Here is a 19,852-nt window from a genome sequence, read left to right as displayed (position 1 = left end):
ACCCTTTACTGTACACATGTACAGTAAAGGGCGGACCGGGTAATTGCCAGCCCGATCATCCGGCAGCCTGAAGCCACTGCAGGTAAGGGTGCAGGCTGATCTCACGGCCTAGAAACTGTCTCACCCCTTCACGCAATGGGCGCGATGCCCCTGGGGCGATAAGTGACTCGAACAGCACCTGTCCAAGTGCACGATCAAGTACCCCCGTTTGCTCGAAGCGGGTAAAGATATCCACGGCGCATACATCTGCCCAGAGATAGGCGTAATAGCCGGCGTCATAGCCGGTAACCAGGTGGTCGAAGGTGTGGGCCGGGTGCTCATGGGCGTGCAGGGGCCAATAACCACAGTGTTCGCGCGATTGAGCGAATCGCTGGCGAACGGTTTTCCCGTCACCTGGGTTCGTGTGCAGGTCCACATCGAACAAGGCCTTGCTCAGCTCAAGCGCGGCTTCGCCGATGGCTTCGCGCTTGTAGCGCTCGATGCACTGCTCGACCTGCTCCCTATCAATCTGATGCCCGTCCGAATGGTGGGAGGAAATGCTGACGAGATAGGCGGCGTTCCACACCCAACGTTCGAAAAGCTTGCCAAATAGCTCCGTCCCGTCCGTACCGAGTTCGATCACGCCCGACTGAACCTGGTTGTCGGTACGCACCAGAAGGTGATGTAACGCATGGCCAAACTCGTGGTACAGCTTGCGCAGCGCGAGGTGATCCAACAATGGCTGTGCGCCTGCGCTACCTTCGGGCACATCACTGAAGACCATCACCACCGCTTGCTGGTAAATCCCTTCCGCGTCGACCCGGCGGTTACGCACATAGGTTGTGAACACCGCATCTGCCTGCTTACCGGCATGCTGTACAGCATCGAGATAGAGCAAGCCAATGCGTGCGTTGTGCTGGAATGCCTCAAAAGCCAGAACTGAGGGTGCCCATACAGGGGCAGGGGTGGCCCTCAACTCCAGGCCAAAGAGCCGCCTGGCCAGCTGGATCAGCGCGTCGATCACGGCAGCCATTGGGAAAAATTCGCGCAGCGCCTCCTTCGACACTATCTTGGCCGCGTCTCGCAGTTGCTTTTGGGCAAAGCGTAGGTCCCAGGGCTGCATGTCATCCAGACCCAATTTCTGTGCGTCACGCTCAAGGTCTGAGCGCCACTGCTGCACCAGGGGTTTCATGCCAGCAGCCAAACTTTGCAGGAATGCACGAACCTGGCCTGGCGAACCTGCACTTTTGCGCGCCAAGCTCAGGTTCATGTGATCGGAAAACGCCAACAGCGTCGCTCGTTCATGGCGCAGAAGTGCCAGTTGCTGCAGCACCTGACCATTATCTGGTGACGAACCGGTATTGACGCCACGTCCATGGAAAGCCCGGTACACCTGCTCACGGATAGCACCTAGCTCGGCCTCTTCCAGCACACGCTCGGCAGCCCAGCTTTCGCAGGGTATGGACCACCCGTTACTGCCACGCTGCCTTGCCCGTTCGTTCAACTCGTCGAGACTGCGTTGGGATAGACCGCGCAGCTGAGTGATATCATCGACGACCACGTCCGGATGATCGAGATTGAGCAGATACCGTTCTTCAAGCTCGGTTATCTGGCGTTGCAAGTCGAGTAACCGCGCCTTGTCACTCTTGGGCAGCGAAGCGCCACTGACGCGAAACCTTTCCACGTGCCAGCGCAATGTTGCCCGCTGGCGGCTATCGAGGTTACGGCCGATATCGCTGTACGCCAGCTGTTCATACAGCGACTGAAGCTGCTCGTTGCATAACCTTGAGTCCAACGCGGAGCTGGCAGCAATGTGAAACGCCAGGATAGGGTCACTCCAGGCCTGACCTTTGCCCAGAAATGGCATTACCCCATAAAGCACTGCGTACAACTGAGCGTCCAGATCATCCATGGCCAACACCAGGTCATCCCATGTTGGCATTGATGGCTGGCTGTTGATCACGCGCTCGATGCCTTGTGCATACAGCTCAAGGACCTGGTCGAACGCATTCTGCATGCTTTGGACCGTGATGGAGGGGTAGTCAACGGGCACGTTGCCATGTTGCAGAAGCGGGTTGCTCATCACGCTTTACCTTGCTCGATAATGGGAGCTGGCAAGCGTGGGCGACTGCGTGAGCGTGCAGGTCGCGATTAATTACCACCAGCCCCACCGCCCGGGCCTTGCGCCCGAGCGGTGCAGCGGTCAATCGGCCGGTTTCTTCAGCTTCGGATTGGGAAAGAACTGCACGGTCTGCACCTTCGCCGCTGCCGGCTTGGGCGCTTGTTGGTTGACCCGCGTGCCCAGTTCGCTGGGCACCGACAAGCCCTGCTCATTGAGCGTGTCCGTAAAACCGCACGCCACACACTCGCGGTGCGGCACGCCGTCTTCGTTCCACATCATCAGCTTGTCGGCTTCACTGCATGCCGGGCATACCGCGCCAGCGATGAAGCGCTTCTTGGTCTTGTTCACGGCGTCCTCGCTCATGCTGCCGATTCTTCGGCCAGGCCGCTGTGGCGCAGCAAGGCGTCAATGGACGGCTCGCGCCCGCGGAAGTCGACGAACAACACCATCGGCGCACGAGAGCCGCCTCGAGCCAGCACCGCTTCACGGAACGCCCGACCTGTTTCGGCATTGAACACGCCTTCTTCCTCGAACCGCGAAAAGGCATCGGCCGACAACACTTCAGCCCATTTGTAGCTGTAGTAGCCTGCTGCGTAACCGCCCGCAAAGATGTGCGCAAAGCTGTTCGGGAAGCGGTTATAGGCCGGTGGGCGCATGACCGACACTCCATCGCGCACCCCTTCGAGCACTTGCAGCACCGTACGGCCGTCACCGTGGCTGGCGTGGAGTTCGAAGTCGAACAGCGAGAACTCGAGCTGACGCACCATCATCATGCCGGACTGGAAGTTCTTCGCCGCCAGCATCTTGTCCAGCAGGTCCTGCGGCAGCGCCTCGCCGGTTTCGTAATGGCCGGAAATCAAGGCAAGGCCTTCGGGCTCCCAGCACCAGTTCTCCATGAACTGGCTGGGCAGCTCTACCGCATCCCATGCCACGCCGTTGATACCAGACACCCCGGCGTGATCGATGCGGGTCAACAGGTGGTGCAAGCCGTGGCCGAACTCATGGAACAGCGTCGTGACCTCGTCATGGGTCAGCAGGGCAGGTTTGCCCGGCGCGGCAGGGGTGAAGTTGCACACCAGGTTGGCCACCGGGCTTTGCAGTTGGCCTTGCGCCGTTACGCGACGGTCACGCGCCCCGTCCATCCATGCACCGCCACGCTTGTTGGCGCGGGCATAGAGGTCGAAGAAGAAGCGCCCTACATGCTGGCCGTTCTCCTTGATCTCGAACAGGCGTACATCCGGATGCCAGGCGTCGAACTGCTTGAGCTCGTTGATCTCGATGCCGTACAGGCGCTGCACGATGCCGAACAGGCCACCCAGTACCTTGTCGATGGGGAAGTAGGCGCGCAGTGCTTCCTGGGACACACTGTAGCGCTGCTCTCGCAGCTTCTCACCAAAGTACCCGGCATCCCAACTGGCCAGCTCCGGACAACCTTGCTCGGCAGCATAGGCCTTGAGCTGGGCCAGGTCGCGGGCGGCGAAGGGCTTGGAGCGCTTGGCCAGATCGCGCAGGAAGCTCAACACCTGGTCGGTGGACTCGGCCATCTTGGTCGCCAGGCTCAGCTCGGCGTAGTTCTCGTAGCCCAGCAATTGGGCAAGCTCCTGGCGCAGATCGAGAATCTGCTGCATCACCGGACCGTTGTCGAACTGCCCCGCGTTCGGGCCCTGGTCCGACGCGCGGGTGCAGTAGGCTGCATACAGCTCTTCGCGCAGCGCGCGGTCGCTGGCGTAGGTCATCACCGCATAGTAGCTGGGGAATTCGAGGGTGATCAGCCAGCCATCGAGGCCCTTGGCGGTGGCAGCGGCGGCCATCTGGGCCTTGGCCGAGTCCGGCAGGCCGTCGAGCGCGGTTTCGTCGGTGACGTGCTTGCTCCACGCCTGGGTGGCATCCAACAGCTGGTTGGAGAACCGGCTGCCCAGCTCGCTGAGCTTGCTCTGCACCTCGGCGTAGCGCTGCTGCTTTGCGGCAGGCAGGTCGATGCCCGACAGGCGGAAGTCACGCAACGCATGTTCAAGGATGGTCTTTTGCGCCACATCGAACGTGGCAGCCTCGGGGCTTGCAGCCAGTGCCTGGTAGGCATCGAACAACGCACGGTTCTGCCCAAGCTCCGTAGAGTAGGCGCTCAGCGCTGGCAGGCAGGCCTCGTAGGCTTCACGCAGCTCTGGGCTGTTGCACACTGCATTGAGGTGGCTCACCGGGCTCCAGGCGGCCCCGAGGCGGTCGTTCAGTTCGTCCATGGCCAGCACCAGGCCTGCCCATGTAGGCGCTGCGCCTTGTTCTTCAAGAATCCTGGCAATAGCTTTACGGTTGTCGGCCAGGATCGCTTCGATCGCCGGCAGCACGTGCTCTGCACGAATTTGCGAGAAGGGCGGCAGATCGTGGGATTGCAGAAGCGGGTTGTTCGCAGTCACGGTTTGGATACCTTGGCAGAAGAAACACAGCCCCATCTTAATTACAATCGACGCCGACCGCAGCAGGCAGCCAGCCTATCGGCACACATGAGGAACACTATCATGGCCATTCGAAGCTTCCAGCAACACCGTCCCAAGCTCGGAGCGCGGGCCTTCGTCGACCGCTCGGCGGTGGTACTGGGCGATGTCGAGATCGGCGAAGACAGTTCGGTCTGGCCATTGGTGGTAGTGCGTGGCGACATGCACCGCATCCGTATCGGCGCGCGCACCAGTGTGCAGGACGCCAGCGTACTGCACATCACCCACGCCAGCCTGTTCAACCCGGATGGCTTTGCGCTGATCATCGGTGACGAAGTCACCATCGGGCACAAGGTCATGCTGCACGGCTGCACACTGGGCAACCGCATCCTGGTCGGCATGGGCAGTACCGTCATGGACGGCGCCATCGTCGAGGACGAGGTGATCATTGGCGCCGCAAGCCTGGTGCCACCGGGCAAGCGCCTGGTCAGCGGCTACCTGTACATGGGCAGCCCGGTCAGGCAGGTCCGGTTGTTGAACGACCAGGAACGTGCCTTCTTCGCCTACAGCGCCGGCAACTACGTGAAGCTCAAGGACCAGCACCTGGCCGAGGGCTTCGATCAGCCGGACTGATCGTTTTTCCACAGCCCGCCGGCCGCGCAGCTGCCGGTATCGGGCTCTGACTCAGCCATGCGGGCATCGGCTCGCCCGCCAGCATGCGGCGCAGCAACCAAGCGGACACCTTCCCTATGCACCAGCAAAACATCCTGTTCGACCTCGACGGCACCCTGACCGATCCACGCCTGGGTATCACCCGTTCCATCCAGTACGCCTTGGCGAAGCTGGGTATCGACGAGCCAGACCTCTCTCGCCTTGAACATTTCATCGGCCCACCGCTGTTGCAGGCGTTCATGCAGTTCTACGGTTTTGACGAAGCCAAGGCCTGGGAGGCCGTCAACTTCTACCGTGAGCGCTTTCGCGTCACGGGCCTGTACGAAAACCTCGTGTTCGACGGGGTGCCGCAGCTGCTCGAAACCCTCAATGGCCAAGGCCGCACGCTCTACATAGCGACTTCAAAGCCGTGGGAATTCGCGCGCGAAATCGCCCGCCACTTCGCCTTCGATCAACATTTCAAAATGATCTACGGCAGCGAGCTGGACGGTACGCGAACCAACAAGGTCGAGCTGATTCGCCACCTGCTGGACGAAGAAGGGCTGGACCCGGCGCACACGCTCATGATCGGCGATCGCAAGCATGACCTGATCGGTGCCCGCAGTAACGGCGTGCAGGCCGTGGCAGTTGGGTATGGGTTCGGAAGCCGCGAGGAACTGATGGCAGAAGCGCCGGCGTTTCATTTCGCGTCCCTGGCCGAGCTGCACGAGGCGTTCAGCATGCAATCGCGCTGAAGGGACGGGCAACCGGCTAGCGCGGGCTAGCCCTTGGGCATCAACCCTTGCAGGGCTGCAGTGCGCGCTCCGATGGGCAATGACGCCAGTTGCCCGACGCGCTCATAGAATCGCTCCCAGTCACCTTCGGCCTGGCGAAATAAAGCCGAAAAAGCCGGCACCCACTGATCGTACAGCCCGAATGGCAGCAATTTCGCATTGTTCATTGGCCCATATACCCAGGCGTCGTAACGCGCATCGCCTCTCCAGGGGCCATCGCGCAGCAAACGGTAATCGCGCCGTAGCCGCTCGAACTCGGCCCGCTTGGCCAAGCGCTTGGTTTCATCATCGGTGGGCGCCGCATAAATCGCCTGTAGCCGTGCCCGCATGGCCAGCACCAGGCGGATGAACTGCTCGCGCTGGGGGCCATGGTCTTCGCCGGTGGCCGCCAGCCCACGGCTCAGCCGCCATTGCCGCGTGCCTTGCTGTTCGACGAACGACGCGAACGACTCGTTGAAGGCCGTATCGTCCTGCACGTAGACACGTTGATGAGCCAGCTCATGAAAGATCAGCGTGGCCAGACGCTCTTCACCCCAGCCCATCATCGATGACAGGATCGGGTCATCGAACCAGCCCAGGGTCGAATAGGTTTCTACCCCGCCCACATAGACGTCAAGGTGCTGCTGGCGCATCAACGCCGCTGCACCCCGTGCTGCGCCCTGACGGTAGTAGCCACGGTAGGCCACGCACCCTGCAATGGGAAAACAGTGGGTGACCGGCTGCAGCGACAACTCGGGGGTGGCGAATACATTCCATACAACGTACGGGCGGCCCAAATCGGCGTACGTCGTGTAGCTTCGGTTGTCGGGTAATTTCAGTTGCCGGGTGGCGAATGTCCGTGCCTGCAGGGCGTACGCCAGCCGAGCGCGCAACGGCTCGGACGTGGCAGGGTCGGCCATCACCTTCGTCAGGGGCCGACGCGCCTGCAGCAGCTCCCACTGGCCGACTGCCAGCTGGCCATAGTAGCCAGCGCTGCTGCAACCGTTGAGCAGCGCGACGAGCAGTAGCGGAACAAACCGGGTGAAAACACGGTCGAGTGCCCCAGGGTCTGAGCGTTGCACAAGCACTGTTCCAAGCATCGTCTACCGTCTGATTCGCTCAACCCCATTCGCCTAAAGATTATCTCGCCGAAGGGGAGTTTCGCCATGCGCGCATTGTGGGTCGCCGGTTCATTGCTGCTGACAACGGCCTGTTCGACATTGCCTGACCCCGACCCCTCTCAAGCGTGGGTCGACCTTGAACCAGGCGAGCAAACCTCCCTGGACGCGGTAAAAGTCGATGCAAGGGACTGGGACGACAACCGTTATTTCCAAATACCGCCCGGCGACCATGAGCTGACCGTGCGCTATCAATTCCCGGTGGCGCCCAGTAACATCGGCCCCGTTGACGCCCCGCTGTGGCGTGATTGCCAGGTCAAGGTGGCCTTCAAGGGCTTCGATGCTGGCGAGCGTTACCAGTTGCAGGCTGGCAGCATCGGCTTCCGTCCCTGGATCAAGCTCTATGATCAGCAACAGAACCTGGTCAGCCAGGGTGAACCGGCAGGCTGCCAGCGCACGTGAAGCATCCAAAACAGCGCTATGCTTGTCAGGTATTCACTGCAAGTGGAAAACCTGCCATGCGCCAGCCCATGATGCTGATCGCCCTCAGTGCACTGGGAGCTTGTGCTAGCCCCTTACCGCCCAAGGACCCTAAACAGGCCTGGGTAGACCTTTACACCATGACACCCGGCAGAGTCATCATGGCCGACCGCCTCGATGGCAAACGCCTGGACGACGGCCGTTATTTTCAGGTGACGCCCGGCAAGCACGAACTGATCGTACGTTTCGACTATGAGATCTACGCGGGCGGGTTCTCTACCGACCCCAGGGACCGTACATGCTACCTGACGGTGCGTTACGATCACTTCGAGGCGGGCGAGCGTTATAGGCTTGAGGCAAGGGCGCCGGTAATGGAACCGCAGGTGCTGTTGTATGACTCAGCCAGGACCGTGGTCGTCAACGAACCTAGCAGGGTCTTCTGCATACCCTAGGCCCCCTCCGGGTCCCAGCGGTTGCCAGGCTTACTGATCATTCTTCTGATAAATGATCTTGCGGGCACCTCCATCACAGCTGCCGACCACCATGTTGGGGTCCTGCACTTCGCTGTTGGGCACGATTTCCAGGGTATAGGACGGCACACCCTGGGCCTGGATCTTGGCCTCGATTTCTGCCTTCAACTCCTCGCATGGCTTGATTGCTGCCAGTGCCGAAGTTGTCACCAGAGAGACCAGTAAAGCGGTAGCGATGCGAATCATGGGCGGCTCCAGTAAAGGCAGCGAGGCTGCCGGGTTTTCAGATTACCGCAAACCGCCCACGGCTGGAGCGATCAGCTCACCAGCTTGGCATCCAGGGTAATGTTGGCGTTGAGCACCTTGGACACGGGGCAGCCCTGCTTGGCCTTGTTGGCGATTTCCAGGAACTGTTCTTCGCTCGCCCCTGGTACTTTGGCGCTCAGCACCAGGTGCACCGCAGTGATGGCAAAACCATCGTCCTGCTTGTCCAGGGTGACTTCGGCTTTAGTGTCGATACGCTCGGGCGTCAGCTTGGCTTCGCCCAGCATCATCGACAGCGCCATCGAGAAGCACCCAGCGTGGGCGGCGCCGATCAGTTCTTCTGGGTTGGTGCCCGGCGTGTCTTCGAAACGGGTGTTGAACCCATAAGGGTTGTTCTTGAGCGCGCCGCTTTCCGTGGAGATCTGGCCCTTGCCGTCCTTGAGACCACCTTCCCAGATTGCCGATGCTGTCTTCTTCATGATGCCTCCCGGTCATTGGTTAAATACCTATCGATTTAGAGGCTGGTAGCCTGATGAGAGTTCAGCTCAATCCGACAGGGGACATTGAATCCAACGATTGCGCCCATACAGAGTCAAAAGGCCTCAGGCCAACCATCATTGCGGAGGCTTCATGACGCAGTTGCGAAATCTGAAAATATCCACCCTTGACTTGGTGCCAGTGCGCGCCGACCAAGGGCCCGCGCAATCGCTGCGCAATTCGCTGGACCTGGCGCAGCATGTCGAGCGCTTCGGTTACAACCGCTTCTGGGTAGCCGAGCACCACAACATGGACGGCATCGCCAGCTCGGCCACCTCGGTACTGATCGGCTACCTAGCGGGGGGTACATCGCGTATCAGGGTAGGTTCCGGAGGCGTCATGCTGCCCAACCACGCGCCGCTCGTGGTGGCCGAGCAATTTGGCACCCTGGCCAGCCTGTACCCCGGTCGTATCGACTTGGGCCTGGGCCGCGCACCAGGGTCCGACCAGATGACCGCCCATGCACTGCGCCGCGACCGAGCCGGCAGTGCGGACGATTTCCCGGATGACGTCGAAGAGTTGTCGCGCTACCTGGGCCCACGCACCGATGACCAGAAAGTGATTGCCGTGCCGGGGCACGACACCGATGTGCCTATCTGGTTGCTGGGCTCCAGCCTGTTCAGCGCCCAGCTCGCTGGCATGCGTGGCATGCCCTATGCCTTCGCATCGCATTTTGCGCCGCGCTACATGCATGAGGCGATTCGGGTCTATCGCAATCACTTCAAGCCATCCACCACGCTGGACAAGCCTTACGTCATGCTCGGCATTCCCATGGTAGTGGCCGAGACCGACGAGAAGGCCGAGTACTTGGCCACGTCGGTCTATCAACGCATCCTGGCCTTGATTCGCGGCCAGAGCCTGATGCAGAAGCCTCCGGTAGAAACCATGAACGGCTTGTGGTTGCCCCATGAGCGCGACGCGGTGGGCAGCTTCATGGGGCTGGCGATGATCGGAAGCCCTGATAAGGTCCGCGCCAAGGTCGAGGTGCTGCTGGAGCAGACAGGGGCCGATGAACTGATCTTTACCTGCGATCTGTACGAGCACGCAGACCGGATACGCTCCTACGAGTTGCTGGCTCAGGCACTGCAGCAAGCCTAGCTGTCGAGCAGGGTGCCCCGTGGAGCGGACCGGGCTGACTCGGCGTCTTGACGGGTGACCGATAGCCTGGCAACCGGTCATATGCCCGAACCCCGCGGTCAACCCGCAGGGTTCGGTGGCCCTTAGTTGCGGCTGTAAACGATTTCCTTGGTACCGCCCTCACAACTGCCCACCACCTTGCCGGCGGGATCGCCCTTGTCCACGACCGTCAGCGTGTAGTTTTGCACGCCCTTGGCATCGAGCTTGGCAGCGATTTCCGCTTTCAGCTCTTCACACGGCTTGCCGGCAGCCATCGCGCCGCCCGCCAGGGTCATCAGGCCCAACGCCAGAACCACTTTGTTCATCACTTGCTTTCCTTGTGCAGATGAAATCGCAAAAGGCGCCCATCAGGCGCCTCGTCTAAGTCTTACCCCATCGCGCCAGGCACATCCAGCCCGGAACTGTATCAGCTGTTGGTGATACGGAAGCCGACCTTCAGGGTCACCTGGAAGTGCTCGACCTTGTTGTCACGAATGTGACCACGGGTGCTGACGACTTCGAACCACTCCATCATCTGCACGCTTTTGGAGGCTTCGGCCAGGGCATTCTGAATGGCATCCTCGATACCGGTGGTGGAAGAACCTACCAGTTCGAGCATTTTGTACGTGTGGTGATCGGACATGTGTTGACTCCTTGGATGGCGATAACGTTGAGCCTAGCAGCGCAGTGCTGGTTTACCTGCGAGCAGGCGCAGCGGCAGAAAGTTCGATCGCACTTTCGCTTCGCTTGATAGTCGCAATCTCTAGAGCCCATAACGCGAAGGAGAGTCAACATGCCCCGCAACTCGCTGCGTAAAACATCACTGGAAAGCATGGAAGCCGAGATCGAGAGCCTCCTGAAAAGCCTGGAAAGCCTCAAGAACGACGCGTCCGAGGAATCCCAGAAGTCCCTCAAGGCTATCCGCAGCAATGCCGAGACGGCCCTGAAGCACTCGCGCAGCCTACTGAGCGACGCCTACGAAGAAGTCAAAGACCGCACGGTCAAGACCAGCATCGCTACCCGCGATTACGCCCAGGAACACCCCTACACCACCGCTGGCGTGGCCGTAGGCGCACTGGGCCTGCTGGCTGCCTACCTGCTGTGCAAGCGCAACTAAGCGCTCTGCCCGGCCAACTCGGCGCGTAACCACTGCGCCAGCTGCTCGGCGCGCCCATCTGCGGCGCGCCGTGGCACCCACAGTGCCAACGCTGCAGGCGTTGCGCTAAAGCCCCATGGCGCAATCAGGCGCCCTGCACGCAAGTCATCGGCCACCAATGGCTCAGGCGCGATGGCCACCCCCAATCCTGCGACTGCCGCTTCCAACAAGTAATACAGGTGCTCGAACGACTGCCCATATTTCAGCGCCTGGGCATCGAGGCCGTTGGCCAACGCCCATGTAGGCCAGGCTTGCGGGCGCGACGTGGTGTGCAGCAAGGATTCTTCCAATAGCTGGCTGACCGCCGTCTTGCGCAGGCGCCCAGTGCCCTCGAAGTGCGGGCTGACGACTGGCCCAATACGTTCCTGCGCCAGTACGTGAACCTGCATGTCCGCTGGCCACGGCGGTTCGGCGTACACCAGTAACGCATCCAGCCCGGGGCGACGCGGGTCAAGGTCGCCCTCACCGGCAGAAAGATGCAGGCGAAGCTCAGGCAAGTCGGCATTCAAGCGCCCCAGACGCGGGATGAACCAACGCGCCAGCAAGCTCCCGGAACAGCCAAGCACAAAAGGTGCGTGCTCCACTTCGCGGACCAGCTCCCGGCATACCCCGCGCAGCCGATCAAAGACCTCACCACTGACGTCACGCAACCTGACGCCAGCATCTGTGAGTTTCACACCTCGCCCATCCTTGGCGAACAGGGCAACGCCAAGGTGCGCTTCCAGCGCTTTGATTTGCCGGCTAACTGCGCCATGGGTCACGTACAGCGCTTCAGCTGCTTGGCTGACGCTGTTGAGCCGGGCAGTCGCCTCGAAGGCGCGCAAGGCATTGAGGGGCGGGAGATCACTGGCCATTACGTGTGAGTTTTCCTGACAGGTCAGCGCAATCTTATCGGTTTTCATCGGAGCAGGTCATGGTTACAGTAAAGCCCATCACTCATTCGTTATGCCTTGGAGCGTCTCATGACCCAGTCCCAATATCGCCCCGGCCCCGATGCCAATGGCCTGTTCGGCTCGTTCGGCGGCCGCTACGTGGCCGAAACACTGATGCCACTGGTACTGGACCTGGCCCGTGAGTACGAAGCGGCCAAGGCAGACCCTGCATTTCTCGAAGAACTGGCTTACTTCCAACGCGACTACATTGGCCGTCCCAACCCGTTGTATTTCGCCGAGCGCCTGACCGAGCACTGCGGTGGTGCCAAGATCTACTTCAAGCGCGAGGAGCTCAACCACACCGGCGCGCACAAGGTGAACAACTGCATCGGCCAGGTACTGCTGGCCAAGCGCATGGGCAAAAAGCGCCTGATCGCCGAAACCGGTGCCGGCATGCATGGCGTCGCTACCGCCACCGTGGCGGCGCGTTTCGGGTTGCCTTGCGTGATCTACATGGGCGCTACCGACATCGAGCGGCAGCAGGCCAACGTGTTCCGCATGAAACTGCTGGGCGCTGAAATCGTGCCGGTCACCGCTGGTACCGGCACCTTGAAAGATGCCATGAACGAGGCCCTGCGCGACTGGGTCACCAATGTCGACGACACGTTCTACCTGATCGGCACCGTAGCCGGCCCGCACCCCTACCCAGCCATGGTTCGGGACTTCCAGTCGATCATCGGCAAGGAAACCCGCGCCCAGATGCAGGAAAAGGAAGGCCGACTGCCGGACAGCCTGGTGGCCTGCGTGGGTGGCGGGTCCAATGCCATGGGCCTGTTCCACGAGTTTCTCGAAGATCAGAGCGTTCAGATCATCGGTGTAGAGGCGGGCGGGCACGGCGTGCAGACCGACAAGCACGCTGCCAGCTTGAACGGCGGAGTGCCTGGGGTACTGCACGGCAACCGTACCTACTTGCTGCAGGACGCCGACGGCCAGATCACCGATGCCCATTCGATCTCAGCAGGCCTGGACTATCCGGGCATCGGCCCCGAGCACGCTTATCTACACGAAGTGAAGCGGGTCGAATATGTCAGCATCACCGATGACGAGGCCCTAGATGCCTTCCACGCATCCTGCCGGCTCGAAGGCATCATTCCCGCGCTGGAAAGCGCCCATGCGCTGGCCGAAGCCATCAAGCGCGCCCCGTCCTTGCCCAAGGACCACCTGATGGTGATCTGCCTGTCGGGGCGTGGAGACAAGGATATGCACACCGTCATGAACCACATGGCCGCCCAGGAGAAACAGGCATGAGCCGTCTTGAACAACGTTTCGCCGAGCTGAAAACCGAAGGCCGCGCAGCACTGGTCACCTTCGTCACTGCAGGTGATCCAGGCTATGACGCCTCGCTCCAGATTCTCAAGGGCCTGCCGGCGGCAGGTGCCGACGTGATCGAACTGGGCATGCCGTTCACCGACCCCATGGCCGACGGCGTGGCCATCCAGCTGGCCACCCTGCGTGCACTCGAGGCTGGCCAGACCTTGGCCAAGACGCTGCAGATGGTTCGCGAATTCCGAGAGGATGACCAGACCACGCCGATCGTGCTGATGGGTTACTACAACCCGATTCACCGCTTTGGCGTGGAAGCGTTCGTGGCCCAGGCCAACGAAGCCGGTGTCGATGGCCTGATCATCGTCGACCTGCCGCCTGAGCATGACGACGAACTGGCCAGCCCGGCCCAGGCTGCGGGTATCGACTTCATCCGCCTGACCACCCCGACTACCGACGACGCGCGCCTGCCCCGCGTGCTGGAGCGCAGCTCCGGGTTCGTCTACTACGTGTCGGTGGCCGGTGTGACCGGCGCAGGCTCGGCGACGACAGAACATGTGACCGAAGCCATTGCGCGCTTGCGTCGCCATACGGATTTGCCGATCAGCGTCGGGTTTGGCATTCGCACCCCCGAGCAGGCGGCCAACATCGCCCGTCTCGCCGACGGTGTGGTGGTAGGCTCAGCCCTGGTCGACAAAATTGCCCACGCGCAGAACCCCGGTCAGGCGGTAGACGATGTGTTGAGCCTGTGCTCGGCCTTGGCAGAAGGGGTACGTGGCGCTCGGCGCTAAGGGATGGTTGTCGCTCGGTTGCCCAAGGCTATCTTGAGCGGCAGCTCATGTTGCAACGCGGATATCCTAGGGCCGCTGCGCGGCCCATCGCGGCGAACTTGAGGGATGCGTATACCTGTAGGAGCGGCCTTGTGCCGCGATGGGCCGCATAGCGGCCCCAGCAATATGAGCTGCGAAGCTGAAATCCTGGGGCTGCTTCGCAGTCATCGCGGCCGCTCCGGCAAGAACGCGCCTAAGATTGGATCGCTCAATTAACGCCCTTCGCCAAAACCCGACAAGTCCAGAGGCCGGAGCGCCCCCATCCAGATCGCATGATCGCGGTGGTCTGCCAGCTCATCTCCGGTAAGCGGGTGCAAAAAGACCACCAGCCCCCTGCGGTGCAACGCCAGCCAGGGCAGCACCACGCCAATAAGCTCAGGCTCGAACGCCAACTGACAGCTCCAGTCCGGATGCGGCCCAACAGGCCTGGTGTGCATACGCCCCATGGTGACCGGAAACAGCGCGGCTGCCTCCTCGCACAAGGCTCGCGCCTGCTCCAAGGTGGAGGCGTCGTAGTACACGTGGGCGTGATAACCCTTGATTCTCTGCACAGCTACTCCTGATGTGCGTCGATTCTGACAACATGCCACAAGCGGGCCCAGCATCTCAGAGGCAACGCTCGTGCTCAAGCCAATCCACGAAGCGTGCGATCAACGCCCCGCGACGCTTGCGCGGCGGCAATACGGCGTAATACCCACGTGCCGACCGCAAGGTGCCCTCCAACGGCCGGCACAGCAACCCTTGATCGACCAGCCCATCCACCAGATGCCGCCAGCCGATCGCCATGCCCTGGCCCGCGATGGCGGCCTGGATCAACAACGTGTAGTTGTCGAACCGCAGCTGCCCCGCAGGCGGCGCGCTGGTCACCCCGAGCCCGCGAAAGACACCTGCCCAGTCGAACCACCGGCTCGCCTGCTCACCCTTGAGATGCAGCAGCGGCAAACGCTGCAAAGCCGCGGCAGACAAGGGTTTGCCATGGACAAGGCGAGGGCTGCATACCGGGAAAACCTCCTCATCGAACAGCCAACGGCTCTCGCCTTGATGAAAACGCCCATCGCCGAATAGCACCGCCACGTCAATGTCCGGGCGCAACATGGCTTGGCTTCGCTCACCCGTCACCAGGCTTACATCGACCTGTGGATACGCTTCATGAAAGCGCTGCAGACGGGGTATCAACCAGAACGCAGCGAATGCAAAATCCGTCGCCACCTGAAGTACTTCACGCTGATGGCGCCCGCTTGCGCGGGCCACGCCATCGTCCATGGTTTGCAACCCCTGGCTGGCGTACTCGAACAACACTTGGCCCGCCTCGGTCAGCTCGATGCCCCGGTAGATGCGGTCGAACAGCCGCGCGCCCAGTTGCGCCTCCAGGCGCTTTACCTGCTGACTGATTGCCGGTTGCGTGGTGCCCAGCTCCAAGGCAGCTGCCGTAAAGCTGCGCAAGCGGGCGGCCGCCTCGAACACGCGTAAGGTATCCAACGACAATCCAGCAAGGTGTTCAAACATAAGTCTGGCTAATCCCACCCATTGCCCTAAAGGGGCTTTACCCACGTTATGCACCGCCGCATCGTGGTAGGCAAGCATTGCGCATAACCTTCAACGATGGGAGCTTGCATGAAACGCCCTAATATCCTGTTCATCATGGCCGATCAAATGGCAGCACCCTTGCTGCCCATCTACGCCGACTCACCCATACAGATGCCTCATCTCACTCGTCTGGCTGCACAGGCCGTGGTGTTCGATTCGGCTTACTGCAATAGCCCGCTGTGCGCCCCCTCGCGTTTCACCCTTGTCAGTGGTCAGCTCCCTAGCCGTATTGGGGCCTATGACAACGCGGCTGACTTCCCCGCCGATATCCCCACCTACGCCCACTATCTGCGCCGCCTGGGCTACCGCACGGCGCTGTCCGGCAAGATGCACTTCTGCGGGCCTGATCAACTGCACGGCTATGAGGAACGCCTGACCAGCGATATCTACCCGGCCGACTACGGCTGGGCCGTGAATTGGGATGAGCCTGACGTGCGACCAAGCTGGTACCACAACATGTCCTCGGTGCTGCACGCCGGGCCATGCGTGCGTACGAACCAGCTGGATTTCGACGAGGAAGTGGTGTTCAAGGCGCGTCAGTATTTGTATGACCATGTCCGTGAAAACGACGGCCGCCCGTTCTGTCTGACAGTGTCCATGACCCACCCTCACGATCCCTACACCATCCCCAAACGCTACTGGGATCGCTACGACGGTGTGGATATCCCGTTACCCAAGCACACGGATAGCCAAGCCTCGCTCGATCCCCACTCCCAGCGATTGCTCAAGGTCTACGACCTTTGGGACAAACCGCTCCCTGTGGACAAAATCCGCGATGCCCGGCGGGCCTACTTCGGCGCTTGCAGCTACATCGACGACAATATCGGTCAATTGCTGCACACCCTTGAGGAATGCAACCTCGCCGACGACACCTTGATCGTGTTCTCGGGCGACCATGGCGACATGCTGGGTGAGCGCGGCCTCTGGTACAAAATGCATTGGTTTGAGATGTCAGCCCGTGTACCGCTCCTGATCCATTCCCCGCAACGCTTCGCGGCCGGCCGCGTCAGTGCGTCCGTCTCGACCTGCGACCTGCTGCCTACCCTGGTCGAGCTGGCAGGTGGGGCTGTGGATAAATCCCTTCACCTGGACGGCCGCTCACTGCTTGGCCATCTGCGAGGGCAGGGTGGTCACGACGAAGTGATTGGTGAATACATGGCCGAGGGTACCGTCGGCCCGCTCATGATGATCCGCCGCGGTTCCTACAAGTTCGTGTACAGCGAGGACGACCCCTGTCTACTCTATGACCTGAGCCGCGACCCGTACGAGCGGGAGAATCTGGCTACCAGCCCGGATCATCAGGCATTGCTGCAGGGGTTCGTCACCGAGGCGCGCCAGCGCTGGGACATACCCGGCCTGCGCAAGCAGGTGCTGGCCAGCCAGCGACGTCGCCGTCTGGTGGCCCAGTCACTGGCCATTGGCAAGTTGAGCAGCTGGGATCACCAACCTTGGGTGGACGCCAGTCAGCAGTACATGCGCAACCACATCGATCTTGACGACCTCGAGCGCAAGGCACGTTATCCACAGCCCGCCCCACTGGATTGAAAAGAGAGCCCGCCATGCATACGTTCGCTGCTACCTTGTTCGCGCTAGCCGTCAGCCTGAGTACGCTTAACGCCCAGGCCGCCGATAACAACGCGCAATGCTCAACCGTCAAGCTGGCCGACCCCGGGTGGAGTGACATCGCCACCACCAACGCAGTGGCCCGGCTGTTGCTTGAACCCCTGGGGTACCAGGTGAAGGTGGAGAGCCTGGCGGTGCCGATCATCTATGGCGGGCTCAAGGATGGCCAAGTCGATGCCTTTCTTGGGAGCTGGATGCCTGCGCACCAAGGCTTCCATGACAAGTTCGTCGCCAACGGGGATGTGCAGCAGCTCTCGCGTAACCTGCAAGGAACCGAATTCACCCTGGCGGTGCCGGACTATGTGTGGAAAGGCGGGGTACGTGATTTCGCGGACTTGAACAAGCACGCCGATCAGTTTGGCAGGAAGCTGTACGGCATTGGCTCAGGCGCGCCGGCCAATCTCTCGCTGCAAGAGATCATCAAGGGTGATGCCTTCGGCCTGAGCAAATGGAAACTGGTGGAGTCCAGCGAGCAGGCCATGCTGGCCCAGGTGGATCGAGCGGTCAAGAAACAGCAGTACATAGCCTTCCTCGGCTGGACGCCGCACCCCATGAACGTGAAGCTGAACATGCATTACTTGACCGGTGGCGAGAAGTGGTTCGGTAGCAAAGGCGACGTGTTCACGCTGACACGTAAGGGTTATCCACAAGCCTGCCCGAACGCGGCAAAGTTGCTGAGCAACCTGAGCTTCACGCTGGACATGGAAAACACCATCATGGCCGAGGTTCTGGATAAGAAGATCAGCTTCGACGAGGCGGCCAGGGCCTGGGTGAAAGCGCACCCCGAGGCACTGGATGGCTGGCTGAACGGCGTGACCACCAAAGCGGGTGCAGACGCCGTCGCGGCCGTGAAACAAACCTTGTAAACAGCGAGTGGAGAGCGGGTCTGTCTGCGGTTGATTCGTGAAACAGATCACTCTCCAGAACAGACACATCCTGGGGATTTGACCACCCTATGCATCGCCTCATACGCCTGCTGCCCTTTCTAGCCTGGCTGCCGCGCCAGACGCCCCGCAGCTTGCGTCAGGACCTGCTGGTAGGTTTGAGCGGCGCCATCCTTGCGCTCCCGCAATCCATCGCCTATGCCCTGATCGCCGGCCTGCCAGCGGAATATGGGCTGTATGCAGCCATCGTCCCGGTGCTGATCGCCTGCCTGTGGGGGTCCTCCTGGCACCTGATCTGCGGACCGACGGCGGCCATTTCCATCGTGCTTTACGCCAGTGTCAGCCCGTTGGCAGTAGCAGGAAGCGATGACTACATCACCCTTGTGCTGCTGCTGACCTTTCTGGGTGGTGTCTTCCAGTTGCTGCTGGGGCTTCTGCGTTTCGGGGCCTTGGTCAATTTCGTCTCACATTCGGTAGTGATCGGCTTCACCCTTGGGGCTGCCGTGGTCATCGCGCTGGGGCAGCTGCCCAACCTGCTCGGGCTGGATTTGCCCAGCCAAGCCACCGCCTTGAAGACAGCTCAGGACTTGGCCAGCCATGCCGGCGAAACGGACGTGCCGTCCTTGATTCTGGGGGCGCTTACCGTGGCAATGGGCATGGCGCTGAAACTATGGCGCCCTCGCTGGCCCAGCCTGTTGATAAGTCTGTTGGCCGTCAGCCTGCTGGCGTGGCTGCTGCCCGGCGTGTTCGAGCACGTGCCGCGTGTACCGGCGTTCGAGGGGCGCCTGCCACCTCTGAGTGCCGTGCCGCTGCTGGACATGGACCTGATACTGCGCCTGCTCCCCAGCGCCGTGGCCGTTGGCATGCTGGGGCTGGTGACCAGCTTGTCCATCGCCCGTTCGTTGTCTGCGCGCTCCGAGCAACTGATTGACGCCGACCGGGAAATACGAGCCCAAGGGCTCTCCAACATCGTCGGTGCGTGCTTTTCCGGCTACCTCTCGTCGGGCTCGTTCACCCGATCGGGCCTGAGCTATGACGCAGGCGCGCGCTCACCCATGGCCGGGGTGTTCTCGGCGCTGTGGGTAGCGGTGTTCGCCGTCGCCGGTGCCGGGCTGATCGCGCACCTGCCGATTCCGGCGATGGCTGGCAGCATTCTGTTGATTTGCTGGGGGCTGGTTGATCGCAAGGCCATCGGCGCATTGCTGCGTGTGAGCCGTGCCGAGTTCGTGGTCATGGCGCTGACGGCAGCGGCCACCTTGCTCCTGGAATTGCAGACGGCCATCTATGCCGGTGTGCTGGTTTCCCTGTTCTTCTACCTCAAGCGCACCTCGCGTCCGCGCATCCACCAGAGCCGCGAAGGCGATGCGGACATCTTGCGTGTAGGCGGCTCGATCTTCTTCGGTGCCGCGCATTACCTGCAAGTACGCCTGCAGCGCTGCCAGGGCCCGCAGGTGGTCATGGATGCGCGGCAGGTCAACTTCATCGACTATTCAGGGGTGGACATGCTGCACCGCGAGGCGAGGCGGCTGCAGCGAACGGGCGGCAGCCTGACCTTGCGCGGCGCCAGGCCACAGGTAATCGAAGAGTTGCACAAGCTCGAAGGCCCGGCGCGTTGCCCAATCCGGTTCGAGGACTGAG

22 protein-coding genes are annotated in these 19,852 nt (G+C 61.4%); 11 read left to right on the top strand and 11 right to left on the bottom strand.

What is annotated here, in order from left to right; translation table 11 throughout:
• Positions 1-55 precede the first annotated feature (55 nt).
• From FS777_RS05205 to prlC, 3 genes are all read right to left on the bottom strand, one after another.
• Positions 56-2,062: a M3 family metallopeptidase gene (locus FS777_RS05205; RefSeq protein ID WP_145254197.1), complete on the bottom strand. Its 2,007-nt coding sequence runs from the start codon at positions 2,060-2,062 to the stop codon at positions 56-58.
• A gap of 120 nt (positions 2,063-2,182) precedes the next feature.
• Positions 2,183-2,464, bottom strand: a complete 282-nt coding sequence (locus FS777_RS05200; protein WP_078477768.1) for a YheV family putative zinc ribbon protein — start codon at positions 2,462-2,464, stop codon at positions 2,183-2,185.
• The gene (gene prlC / locus FS777_RS05195) at positions 2,461-4,548 is read right to left on the bottom strand and encodes an oligopeptidase A (RefSeq protein WP_145254194.1); all 2,088 of its coding nucleotides are present in this window, start codon (positions 4,546-4,548) and stop codon (positions 2,461-2,463) included. Before prlC ends, FS777_RS05200 begins: the two co-directional genes overlap by 4 nt.
• A 66-nt stretch (positions 4,549-4,614) precedes the next feature.
• Here prlC and FS777_RS05190 point away from each other — a divergent pair, with 66 nt between their 5' ends.
• Together FS777_RS05190 and FS777_RS05185 are read left to right on the top strand one after the other, a co-directional pair.
• The gene (locus FS777_RS05190; RefSeq protein WP_058638743.1) at positions 4,615-5,163 is read left to right on the top strand and encodes a gamma carbonic anhydrase family protein; all 549 of its coding nucleotides are present in this window, start codon (positions 4,615-4,617) and stop codon (positions 5,161-5,163) included.
• 116 nt (positions 5,164-5,279) lie between these two features.
• Positions 5,280-5,936: an HAD family hydrolase gene (locus FS777_RS05185; protein WP_145254191.1), complete on the top strand. Its 657-nt coding sequence runs from the start codon at positions 5,280-5,282 to the stop codon at positions 5,934-5,936.
• A 26-nt stretch (positions 5,937-5,962) separates the two neighbouring features.
• Here the strand turns inward: FS777_RS05185 and FS777_RS05180 are convergent, their stop codons facing one another.
• A complete protein-coding gene (locus tag FS777_RS05180; RefSeq protein WP_145254188.1) occupies positions 5,963-7,036 on the bottom strand; it encodes an aminopeptidase in 1,074 nt (357 codons plus the stop codon).
• 84 nt (positions 7,037-7,120) lie between these two features.
• Between FS777_RS05180 and FS777_RS05175 the strand changes: the two genes are divergently transcribed.
• Together FS777_RS05175 and FS777_RS05170 are read left to right on the top strand one after the other, a co-directional pair.
• A complete protein-coding gene (locus FS777_RS05175; protein ID WP_145254185.1) occupies positions 7,121-7,534 on the top strand; it encodes a hypothetical protein in 414 nt (137 codons plus the stop codon).
• A 56-nt stretch (positions 7,535-7,590) separates the two neighbouring features.
• The gene (locus FS777_RS05170) at positions 7,591-8,004 is read left to right on the top strand and encodes a hypothetical protein (RefSeq protein WP_023532343.1); all 414 of its coding nucleotides are present in this window, start codon (positions 7,591-7,593) and stop codon (positions 8,002-8,004) included.
• Positions 8,005-8,034: 30 nt separating this feature from the next.
• Here the strand turns inward: FS777_RS05170 and FS777_RS05165 are convergent, their stop codons facing one another.
• Positions 8,035-8,268: a DUF1161 domain-containing protein gene (locus FS777_RS05165; protein WP_058603649.1), complete on the bottom strand. Its 234-nt coding sequence runs from the start codon at positions 8,266-8,268 to the stop codon at positions 8,035-8,037.
• Positions 8,269-8,339: 71 nt separating this feature from the next.
• Complete coding sequence (locus FS777_RS05160; RefSeq protein WP_058603648.1) at positions 8,340-8,765, bottom strand: OsmC family protein; 426 nt, start codon at positions 8,763-8,765, stop codon at positions 8,340-8,342.
• 151 nt (positions 8,766-8,916) lie between these two features.
• Between FS777_RS05160 and FS777_RS05155 the strand changes: the two genes are divergently transcribed.
• Positions 8,917-9,921 carry an LLM class flavin-dependent oxidoreductase gene (locus tag FS777_RS05155; protein WP_058638747.1) on the top strand — a complete coding sequence of 335 codons (1,005 nt, stop codon included), beginning with the start codon at positions 8,917-8,919 and terminating at the stop codon, positions 9,919-9,921.
• Between the two features lie 122 nt (positions 9,922-10,043).
• Here the strand turns inward: FS777_RS05155 and FS777_RS05150 are convergent, their stop codons facing one another.
• Together FS777_RS05150 and FS777_RS05145 are read right to left on the bottom strand one after the other, a co-directional pair.
• A complete protein-coding gene (locus tag FS777_RS05150; protein ID WP_023532365.1) occupies positions 10,044-10,265 on the bottom strand; it encodes a DUF1161 domain-containing protein in 222 nt (73 codons plus the stop codon).
• 101 nt (positions 10,266-10,366) lie between these two features.
• Positions 10,367-10,582 (bottom strand): dodecin, encoded by a 216-nt coding sequence (locus FS777_RS05145; protein WP_023532741.1) that lies wholly within the window; start codon positions 10,580-10,582, stop codon positions 10,367-10,369.
• Positions 10,583-10,732: 150 nt separating this feature from the next.
• On the opposite strand from FS777_RS05145, the gene FS777_RS05140 reads away from it, so the two are divergent.
• Positions 10,733-11,056, top strand: coding sequence for a YqjD family protein (locus FS777_RS05140; protein WP_023532474.1), 324 nt, complete (start codon positions 10,733-10,735; stop codon positions 11,054-11,056).
• Here FS777_RS05140 and FS777_RS05135 read toward each other — a convergent pair.
• A complete protein-coding gene (locus FS777_RS05135) occupies positions 11,053-11,949 on the bottom strand; it encodes a LysR family transcriptional regulator (protein ID WP_145254182.1) in 897 nt (298 codons plus the stop codon). The genes FS777_RS05140 and FS777_RS05135 overlap by 4 nt on opposite strands.
• A gap of 108 nt (positions 11,950-12,057) precedes the next feature.
• Between FS777_RS05135 and trpB the strand changes: the two genes are divergently transcribed.
• Positions 12,058-13,275 (top strand): tryptophan synthase subunit beta, encoded by a 1,218-nt coding sequence (gene trpB, locus FS777_RS05130; RefSeq protein ID WP_145254179.1) that lies wholly within the window; start codon positions 12,058-12,060, stop codon positions 13,273-13,275.
• Complete coding sequence (trpA, locus tag FS777_RS05125; protein WP_058638748.1) at positions 13,272-14,081, top strand: tryptophan synthase subunit alpha; 810 nt, start codon at positions 13,272-13,274, stop codon at positions 14,079-14,081. The genes trpB and trpA overlap by 4 nt, the downstream gene beginning before the upstream one ends.
• A gap of 251 nt (positions 14,082-14,332) precedes the next feature.
• Here the strand turns inward: trpA and FS777_RS05120 are convergent, their stop codons facing one another.
• Together FS777_RS05120 and FS777_RS05115 are read right to left on the bottom strand one after the other, a co-directional pair.
• Positions 14,333-14,671, bottom strand: coding sequence for a DOPA 4,5-dioxygenase family protein (locus tag FS777_RS05120; protein WP_058603643.1), 339 nt, complete (start codon positions 14,669-14,671; stop codon positions 14,333-14,335).
• Positions 14,672-14,726: 55 nt separating this feature from the next.
• A complete protein-coding gene (locus tag FS777_RS05115; RefSeq protein ID WP_145254176.1) occupies positions 14,727-15,626 on the bottom strand; it encodes a LysR family transcriptional regulator in 900 nt (299 codons plus the stop codon).
• A gap of 108 nt (positions 15,627-15,734) precedes the next feature.
• Here FS777_RS05115 and betC point away from each other — a divergent pair, with 108 nt between their 5' ends.
• The 3 genes from betC to FS777_RS05100 all read left to right on the top strand — a co-directional run bounded on the left by betC (position 15,735) and on the right by FS777_RS05100 (position 19,851).
• The gene (gene betC / locus FS777_RS05110) at positions 15,735-17,252 is read left to right on the top strand and encodes a choline-sulfatase (RefSeq protein ID WP_145254173.1); all 1,518 of its coding nucleotides are present in this window, start codon (positions 15,735-15,737) and stop codon (positions 17,250-17,252) included.
• Between the two features lie 14 nt (positions 17,253-17,266).
• The gene (gene choX, locus FS777_RS05105; protein WP_145254170.1) at positions 17,267-18,196 is read left to right on the top strand and encodes a choline ABC transporter substrate-binding protein; all 930 of its coding nucleotides are present in this window, start codon (positions 17,267-17,269) and stop codon (positions 18,194-18,196) included.
• Positions 18,197-18,285: 89 nt separating this feature from the next.
• Positions 18,286-19,851 carry a SulP family inorganic anion transporter gene (locus FS777_RS05100; RefSeq protein ID WP_145254166.1) on the top strand — a complete coding sequence of 522 codons (1,566 nt, stop codon included), beginning with the start codon at positions 18,286-18,288 and terminating at the stop codon, positions 19,849-19,851.
• Position 19,852 lies beyond the last annotated feature (1 nt).

This window comes from Pseudomonas sp. DE0157 (assembly GCF_007678615.1).
Lineage (GTDB): Bacteria > Pseudomonadota > Gammaproteobacteria > Pseudomonadales > Pseudomonadaceae > Aquipseudomonas > Aquipseudomonas parafulva_B.
This window is presented reverse-complemented; position numbering and strand designations above follow the sequence as displayed.

What these genes read in the sequence shown, in the direction of transcription:
- FS777_RS05205 (WP_145254197.1), bottom strand. Translation starts at nt 2,062, where the DNA reads ATGAGCAACCCGCTTCTGCAACATGGCAACGTGCCCGTTGACTACCCC.
- FS777_RS05200 (WP_078477768.1), bottom strand. Translation starts at nt 2,464, where the DNA reads ATGAGCGAGGACGCCGTGAACAAGACCAAGAAGCGCTTCATCGCTGGC.
- prlC (WP_145254194.1), bottom strand. Translation starts at nt 4,548, where the DNA reads ATGGGGCTGTGTTTCTTCTGCCAAGGTATCCAAACCGTGACTGCGAAC.
- FS777_RS05190 (WP_058638743.1), top strand. Translation starts at nt 4,615, where the DNA reads ATGGCCATTCGAAGCTTCCAGCAACACCGTCCCAAGCTCGGAGCGCGG.
- FS777_RS05185 (WP_145254191.1), top strand. Translation starts at nt 5,280, where the DNA reads ATGCACCAGCAAAACATCCTGTTCGACCTCGACGGCACCCTGACCGAT.
- FS777_RS05175 (WP_145254185.1), top strand. Translation starts at nt 7,121, where the DNA reads ATGCGCGCATTGTGGGTCGCCGGTTCATTGCTGCTGACAACGGCCTGT.
- FS777_RS05170 (WP_023532343.1), top strand. Translation starts at nt 7,591, where the DNA reads ATGCGCCAGCCCATGATGCTGATCGCCCTCAGTGCACTGGGAGCTTGT.
- FS777_RS05165 (WP_058603649.1), bottom strand. Translation starts at nt 8,268, where the DNA reads ATGATTCGCATCGCTACCGCTTTACTGGTCTCTCTGGTGACAACTTCG.
- FS777_RS05160 (WP_058603648.1), bottom strand. Translation starts at nt 8,765, where the DNA reads ATGAAGAAGACAGCATCGGCAATCTGGGAAGGTGGTCTCAAGGACGGC.
- FS777_RS05155 (WP_058638747.1), top strand. Translation starts at nt 8,917, where the DNA reads ATGACGCAGTTGCGAAATCTGAAAATATCCACCCTTGACTTGGTGCCA.
- FS777_RS05150 (WP_023532365.1), bottom strand. Translation starts at nt 10,265, where the DNA reads ATGAACAAAGTGGTTCTGGCGTTGGGCCTGATGACCCTGGCGGGCGGC.
- FS777_RS05145 (WP_023532741.1), bottom strand. Translation starts at nt 10,582, where the DNA reads ATGTCCGATCACCACACGTACAAAATGCTCGAACTGGTAGGTTCTTCC.
- FS777_RS05140 (WP_023532474.1), top strand. Translation starts at nt 10,733, where the DNA reads ATGCCCCGCAACTCGCTGCGTAAAACATCACTGGAAAGCATGGAAGCC.
- FS777_RS05135 (WP_145254182.1), bottom strand. Translation starts at nt 11,949, where the DNA reads ATGGCCAGTGATCTCCCGCCCCTCAATGCCTTGCGCGCCTTCGAGGCG.
- trpB (WP_145254179.1), top strand. Translation starts at nt 12,058, where the DNA reads ATGACCCAGTCCCAATATCGCCCCGGCCCCGATGCCAATGGCCTGTTC.
- trpA (WP_058638748.1), top strand. Translation starts at nt 13,272, where the DNA reads ATGAGCCGTCTTGAACAACGTTTCGCCGAGCTGAAAACCGAAGGCCGC.
- FS777_RS05115 (WP_145254176.1), bottom strand. Translation starts at nt 15,626, where the DNA reads ATGTTTGAACACCTTGCTGGATTGTCGTTGGATACCTTACGCGTGTTC.
- betC (WP_145254173.1), top strand. Translation starts at nt 15,735, where the DNA reads ATGAAACGCCCTAATATCCTGTTCATCATGGCCGATCAAATGGCAGCA.
- choX (WP_145254170.1), top strand. Translation starts at nt 17,267, where the DNA reads ATGCATACGTTCGCTGCTACCTTGTTCGCGCTAGCCGTCAGCCTGAGT.
- FS777_RS05100 (WP_145254166.1), top strand. Translation starts at nt 18,286, where the DNA reads ATGCATCGCCTCATACGCCTGCTGCCCTTTCTAGCCTGGCTGCCGCGC.